This window comes from Streptomyces sp. NPDC059455 (assembly GCF_042750115.1).
GTDB classification, from domain to species: Bacteria; Actinomycetota; Actinomycetes; order Streptomycetales; family Streptomycetaceae; genus Streptomyces; species Streptomyces endocoffeicus.
In genome coordinates this window covers 1-6,792 of sequence record NZ_JBHYVB010000077.1, presented here as the reverse complement: position 1 = coordinate 6,792, position 6,792 = coordinate 1, and the positions used below count along the sequence as shown (strand labels likewise).

7 protein-coding genes and 1 pseudogene are annotated in these 6,792 nt (G+C 70.5%); all 8 read left to right on the top strand.

Annotated elements, in window-relative coordinates; genetic code table 11:
* Positions 1–134: 134 nt before the first annotated feature.
* A pseudogene (locus ACFXB5_RS25685) lies at positions 135–395 on the top strand (LLM class flavin-dependent oxidoreductase); the annotation flags it as partial.
* Between the two features lie 135 nt (positions 396–530).
* Entirely contained in the window at positions 531–1,439 is a 909-nt protein-coding gene (gene htpX / locus ACFXB5_RS25680) for a zinc metalloprotease HtpX (RefSeq protein ID WP_385211865.1), read from the top strand.
* 3 nt (positions 1,440–1,442) lie between these two features.
* Entirely contained in the window at positions 1,443–2,027 is a 585-nt protein-coding gene (locus ACFXB5_RS25675; RefSeq protein ID WP_385211863.1) for a hypothetical protein, read from the top strand.
* 246 nt (positions 2,028–2,273) lie between these two features.
* Entirely contained in the window at positions 2,274–2,837 is a 564-nt protein-coding gene (locus ACFXB5_RS25670) for a hypothetical protein (protein WP_385211862.1), read from the top strand.
* Positions 2,838–2,952: 115 nt separating this feature from the next.
* Complete coding sequence (locus tag ACFXB5_RS25665) at positions 2,953–4,002, top strand: ABC transporter ATP-binding protein (RefSeq protein ID WP_385211860.1); 1,050 nt, start codon at positions 2,953–2,955, stop codon at positions 4,000–4,002.
* Positions 3,992–4,891, top strand: coding sequence for an ABC transporter permease (locus ACFXB5_RS25660; RefSeq protein ID WP_201856523.1), 900 nt, complete (start codon positions 3,992–3,994; stop codon positions 4,889–4,891). The genes ACFXB5_RS25665 and ACFXB5_RS25660 overlap by 11 nt, the downstream gene beginning before the upstream one ends.
* On the top strand, positions 4,888–5,814 hold the full coding sequence (locus ACFXB5_RS25655; RefSeq protein WP_201856522.1) for an ABC transporter ATP-binding protein: 927 nt from the start codon (positions 4,888–4,890) through the stop codon (positions 5,812–5,814). The genes ACFXB5_RS25660 and ACFXB5_RS25655 overlap by 4 nt, the downstream gene beginning before the upstream one ends.
* Positions 5,815–5,829: 15 nt before the next feature.
* Positions 5,830–6,558: an ABC transporter permease subunit gene (locus tag ACFXB5_RS25650; RefSeq protein WP_385211858.1), complete on the top strand. Its 729-nt coding sequence runs from the start codon at positions 5,830–5,832 to the stop codon at positions 6,556–6,558.
* The last annotated feature ends 234 nt before the right edge of the window (positions 6,559–6,792 follow it).

Sequence of the window (6,792 nt, the reverse complement as noted above, 5' to 3'; positions counted from 1 at the left end):
CGCCAGGACCGTCAACATCTCCACCATGTCCGCGCTGGTCGTGGCGCGGGCCCGCGCCCCGGGGGGGCAACAACGCAACACCCCCCCCGCCGCCGCCCCCCCCGCGGTTGGGGCGCCCCCCCTGCGGCCCCCCCCTCGACCGGCTGGGCAAGGCGTGCGCGGAGGCCGGGCGGGACGCCGGCGACCTCGACAAGATCTTTCTCACCGGCTTCACCCCGGATGGCACAGCTCCGCTGAGCTCGGTGGACGCCTTTGTGGACTTCGCCGGACGCCATGCCGAGCTGGGCATCGAGGAGATCGTGCTGCACTGGCCGATCCCCGATTCGATCTTCGCGGCCGATCTCGCGGTCTTCGAGAAGATCGCCACGGAGGGCGCGGCCCAGATAGCGCGGTGAGCGGTACAGCTCGCCGAATAGGCTGAATAAGGCGAATAAGCCGGATAAAGGGCGACCGTGCACGGCGCGGATCGCCCGATAAGCGGCAGAATCGGGTATAGAGCCTTTGGCGTCGCGTCACTGGGGAGGCATCCCATGCCGCATACCCGCTATGCCCCGGACCGTGGGCTGACCGCGCGCATGGTCACGACGATGTTCTTCATCGGGCTGCTCTATGTGGTCTTCATCGGCGTGCTGCTCGCCGTGTTCAAGGGCGCCTGGCCGCTGATCGTGATCATCGCGGGAGGGCTGTTCGTGGCGCAGTTCTGGTTCAGCGACCGGATCGCCGCGTTCAGCATGGGCGCCCGGGAGGTCACCCCGCAGCAGGCCCCCGAGCTGCACGGTGCGGTGGACCGACTGTGCGCGCTCGCGGACATGCCCAAGCCCCGGGTGGCCATCGCCGACACCGATGTGCCGAACGCCTTCGCCACCGGCCGCAACCAGCGCAACGCGCTGGTGTGCGCCACCACCGGCCTGCTGCGGCGGCTGGAGCCGGAGGAGCTGGAGGGCGTGCTCGCCCATGAGCTGTCGCATGTGGCCCACCGCGATGTGGCGGTCATGACCATCGCCTCCTTCCTCGGCGTGCTGGCGGGCATCATGACCCGCGCGGCGCTGTGGGGCGGGCTCAGCCGTGGCAGCCGTAACAACAACGTGGGCATCGCGGTGCTGCTCATCCCGCTGATCAGTGCCGTGGTCTACGCGATCAGCTTCTTGCTGACCCGGCTGCTGTCCCGCTACCGCGAGCTGTCCGCCGACCGCGCCGGTGCGCTGCTGACCGGGCGGCCCTCCGCGCTTGCCGCCGCGCTCACCAAGGTGACGGGGCAGATGGCCCGGATCCCGACCCGGGACCTGCGCAAGGTCGAGCCGTACAACGCGTTCTTCTTCGCGCCCGCGCTCTCCGGCGAGAGCGTCAGCCGGCTGTTCTCCTCGCATCCGACGCTGGAGCGGCGGCTCGACCAGCTCGCCCGCGTCTCCACCCAGCTGGGCCAGGCGGGAGGGGGCTGAGGCATGAGGCTGCTGGACGCCATCCTGGGCCGCAGCAAACCGGTGCGCCCCGACCTCGACCGGCTCTTCGGGCTCCCGGGGGCCGCGGTCAGCCTGGAGGCGGGGGCCGGGTTCACCCCGACCGGGCGGGGCTCGGTCTGCTTCGCGAGCGTGGAGGGCGGTGCCTTCTCCCAGCTCCAGCGGGATGTGCGGGAGCTGCTGGACGCGGACACGGACCGGGGCGGGGTGCCCGTGGAGTTCAGCCAGGACGCGTACGGCTACACCTGGCTGCTGGCCCGGCAGCGGCCGGACGATGTGGCCTCGCTGGTGAACGATCTGCACGCGGTCAATTCGCTGCTCCAGGACGGGGGCTTCGGCCCCCAGCTGCTGTGCTCGCTGATCGGCTTCCAGGACCCGGCGGGGCGTTCGCTCGCGCTGGTGTACCTCTACAAGCGCGGCACCTTCTACCCCTTCGCACCGCTGCCGGGCGTCGCGGAGAAGCGGGACAACGCGCTGGAGCTCCAGATGCGGGCGCTGCTCGGGGACGATCTGCGGATCGAGGAGGATCTGAGCCGCTGGTTCCCGGTCTGGGGCGCACCGGGCCTCTGACGTTCCGGGCCTCTGACGTTCCCGTTCCCGGCCGGGAGGCGAGCGGTCCCGTTCCCCGTCGGAAGGCGAGCGGTCCCGTTCCCGGCCGGAAGGTCCGACTCCGGCCGGGCGTTTTCGTAACTCCCCCTCCCCGAAGGGGAATCCATGGGCCGGGCAGCGCGTCAGGCATAGGACTGGGCTCGCAGGGCACGTTCTACCTTCGACATCCCACGACGGAATGTGACCTGACGCCCGGGGGAGGGTCAAATGAGTTACTTGCGCGGATTCATGCCATGGATCGCTCTCGCGATCGTGTCCACGCTGGGCTGGCAGTGGGGCGCCCTGGCCGGGCTGGTGCTGGGAGCCGCGATGCTGATCCGGGCCCGTCGGGCGGGCCTGGCCGCCGACGCCCTCATCCTCGAGTGCAGCACGGTGGCCTTCTTCACCGCGCTGACGATCTACGCATTCGCCCGCCCCGACAGTGGACTCAAGGACTACGTCGGCGCGCTGGCGCTGGGCTGGCTGGCCGTCACCGCTTGGACGACGCTCGCCGTGGGGCGGCCCTTCACCACCGGTATCGCCCGGAGCCAGGCACCACCCGAGGTGTGGGACACCTACGCGTTCCGGCACATCAATGTGGTGATCACCCGGGCCTGGTCCATCGCCTTCACCCTCTCCGCCGCGGCCATGGTCGTGGTCGTGTCCGCCGGTCTGGGCGTGGTGGCGGCGCTGGCGGCGCAGTTCGCCGGGTTCGTACTTCCGGCCTTGTTCACCGCGTGGTACCCAGGATGGGCGCGGTCCCGGCTGGCCCCCGCGGCACATCGGGCATAAGCCGCCGGACCGGCTGTGGATACCCTCGGTAACCCCCTCCGGTCGGGGCCTGCCCCCTACGGGCGCGTCAGACCCGAGGACGAGGCGAATCCCACCGTCTGGAGTGACGCCGCCTGTGTCTCACACCACTACCGTCGAACACGTGACTGTGATCGCCACCGAAAGTCTGAGCAAGCGGTTCCCCCGCGTCACCGCGCTCGACCGGTTGTCCGTCGACATCGCACCAGGGGTCACCGGCCTGGTGGGTGCCAACGGCGCCGGTAAGTCCACGCTGATCAAGATCCTGCTCGGGTTGTCCCCCGCCAGCGAGGGCCGCGCTTCCGTGCTCGGCCTCGATGTGGCGAAGGACGGCAGTGCCATCCGCGAAAGCGTCGGCTACATGCCCGAGCACGACTGTCTGCCGCCCGATGTCTCGGCCACCGAGTTCGTCGTCCACATGGCGCGCATGTCCGGGCTGCCACCCTCCGCGGCCCGCGAGCGCACGGCCGACACGCTGCGCCACGTCGGGCTGTACGAGGAGCGGTACCGCCCCATGGGCGGCTACTCCACGGGTATGAAGCAGCGGGTCAAGCTGGCCCAGGCCCTGGTGCACGACCCGCGCCTGGTGCTGCTGGACGAGCCGACCAACGGACTGGACCCGGTCGGCCGCGACGACATGCTCGGGCTGATCCGCCGCGTGCACACCGACTTCGGCATCTCGGTCCTGGTCACCTCGCATCTGCTCGGCGAGCTGGAGCGCACCTGCGACCACGTCGTGGTCATCGACGGCGGCAAGCTGCTCCGCTCCAGCTCCACCAGTGACTTCACCCAGGCCACGGCCTCGCTCGCGGTCGAGGTGACCGACACCGCCGACCACCCGGACGGCACCACGGCGCTGCGCACCGCGCTCGACCGGGCCGGGCTCACCGTCCAGCCGGCCGGCCGCGGCGCCGACGGGTCGCCCGGCTCCGACCATGTGCTGCTGGTCGACGTCGCGGGCGAGGAGACGTACGACACGGTCCGCGACACCATCGCCGGCCTCGGCCTCGGCCTGGTCCGCATGGAGCAGCGCCGCCACCGCATCGCGGAGATCTTCCGGTCCGACGACGAGGACGCGAACGCCGCGGAGGCCGTGGACGCCGCCGCAAGCGCACACGGGAACGGAGGTGCCGTCGATGCCGCCTGAGACCGTGACCCAGCAGCGCGCCGACGTCATTCACAACATCGGTTACCGCCACTACGAGGGCCCGCGCCTCGGCCGCGCCTACGCCCGCCGCTCGCTCTTCTCCCAGAGCCTGCGCGGCGCCTACGGCCTCGGCCGCTCGGCCAAGTCCAAGGTCGCGCCGATGCTGCTGTTCGCCGTGATGTGCATGCCCGCCGCGATCATCGTCGCGGTGGCCATCGCCACCAGCGCGGACAAGCTCACCGTCGAGTACACCCGCTACGCGATCATGCTGCAGGCCGTCATCGGCCTCTACACCGCCTCCCAGGCGCCGCAGTCCGTCTCCCGGGACCTCCGCTTCAAGACGGTCCCGCTCTATTTCTCGCGGCCCATCGAAACGATGGACTACGTGGTGGCCAAGTTCGCCGCCATGGCCTCCGCGCTGTTCATCCTCACCGGCGCGCCCCTGCTGATCCTCTACGTCGGGGCACTGCTCGCCAAGCTGGACTTCGCCGATCAGACGAAGGGCTTCGCACAAGGACTGGTCTCCGTGGCTCTGCTCTCGCTCCTCTTCGCCGGCATCAGCCTGGTCGTCGCCGCGCTCACCCCGCGCCGCGGCTTCGGCGTCGCCGCCGTCATCGCCCTGCTGACCATCTCCTACGGCGCGGTGTCCGCCGTCCAGGCCATCGCCTGGGACCAGGGCAACACCGGCCCGGTGAGCTGGATCGGGCTGTTCTCGCCGATCACCATCATCGACGGGGTGCAGACGGCGTTCCTCGGTGCCACCTCCTCCTTCCCCGGCGGAGTCGGCCCCGGCACCGGGACCGGGCTCGTCTACGTCCTCGTTCTCCTCGGCCTGATCGCCGGCTCGTACGGGCTGCTGATGCGCCGCTACCGAAAGGTCGGCCTGTGACCACGATCGCCATCGACAACGTCTCCCGCTGGTTCGGGAACGTCGTGGCCGTCAACGACGTGACCATGGACATCGGCCCCGGTGTCACCGGGCTCCTCGGCCCCAACGGCGCCGGCAAGTCCACCCTCATCAACATGATGGGCGGCTTCCTGGCCCCCTCCACCGGGTCCGTGACCCTCGACGGAACCCCGATCTGGCGCAATGAGCAGGCGTACCGCCACATCGGGATCGTCCCCGAGCGGGAGGCGATGTACGACTTCCTCACCGGCCGCGAGTTCGTGATCGCCAACGCCGAGCTGCACGGGCTGCCCGATCCGCGTGGAGCCGCCCGTAAGGCGCTCGACACCGTCGAGATGGACTACGCGGGCTCCCGGAAGATCGCCACGTACAGCAAGGGCATGCGCCAGCGCGTGAAGATGGCCTCCGCGCTGGTGCACGAGCCGTCGGTGCTCCTCCTGGACGAGCCGTTCAACGGCATGGACCCCCGGCAGCGGATGCAGCTGATGGATCTGCTGCGGCGGATGGGCGCCGAGGGCCGCACCGTGCTGTTCTCCTCGCACATCCTCGAGGAGGTCGAGCAACTGGCGGCGCACATCGAGGTGATCGTCGCGGGGCGGCACGCCGCCTCCGGCGACTTCCGCAAGATCCGCCGGCTGATGACGGACCGTCCGCACCGCTACCTCGTACGGTCCAGCGACGACCGCGCGCTCGCGGCCGCCCTGATCGCCGACCCGTCGACCACCGGTATCGAGGTCGACGCGAGCACCGGCGTCGACGGCGGGCTGCACATCCAGGCGGTGGACTTCGCCCGCTTCACCGAACTGCTGCCCCGGGTCGCCCGTGACCAGGGCATCCGACTCCTCACGGTCTCGCCCTCCGACGAGTCCCTGGAGAGCGTCTTCTCCTACCTCGTCGCGGCCTGAAAGGAGCCCACAGCGATGTCCTCGCTCTACCACCCCACCGTCGCGCGGCTCACCTACCGGGCCCTGCTCGGCCGCCGCCGTGCGCTGATCCTCTTCACCCTCCCCGGTCTGCTGCTGCTGATCTCGGTGGCCGTACGGCTGCTGACCGGCGCGGACGACGACACGGCCGACGCGATCCTCGGCGGCTTCGCGATGGCCACCATGGTCCCGCTGATCGGCGTGATCGCCGGTACGGGCGCGATCGGCCCGGAAATCGACGACGGCTCGGTCGTCTATCTGCTGGCCAAGCCGGTGAAGCGGCCGACGATCATCATCACCAAGCTGATCGTGGCGATCGGCGTCACGGTCGCCTTCTCCGCGATCCCCACCCTGCTCGCGGGCTTCGTGCTGAACGGCAACGCCAACCAGCTGGCCGTCGGCTACGCCGTCGCCGCCGCCGTGGCCTCGGTCGCCTACAGCGCGGTCTTCCTGCTGCTGGGCACCGTGACCCGGCACGCGGTGATCGCGGGGCTGGTCTACGCCCTGGTCTGGGAGACCTTCTTCGGCAGCCTGGTGGCCGGGGCCCGCAAGCTCAGCGTGCAGCAGTGGGCGCTGGCGCTCGCGCAGAAGGTCGCGGACGGCGATGTGATCACGTCGGACGTCGGCCTGGTGACCGGCGTCATCCTGCTGCTGGCCGTGACCGTGGCCGCGACCTGGTACGCGGGCCGCAAGCTGCGCACGCTGACCCTCGCGGGGGAGGAGTGACCACGGAGTGATACACGGAGTGATCACCCGCGCGAGGTGACGGCCGCCCGGCGGTGACGGCCGCCCGGCGCTCAGGGGCTCGCCCAGGGTTCGCCCCAGGGGTTCATGCGCGCCTTACGGTCGTCAGAGCCTGTGTCATATCCCCGGCCGGGCGTGCGACGCCTGGCACGCTCCCCCAGCTACCGCTGGGAGGTGCCCCCTGACGCCGCACGCTGATCCGACCGGGGATATGAC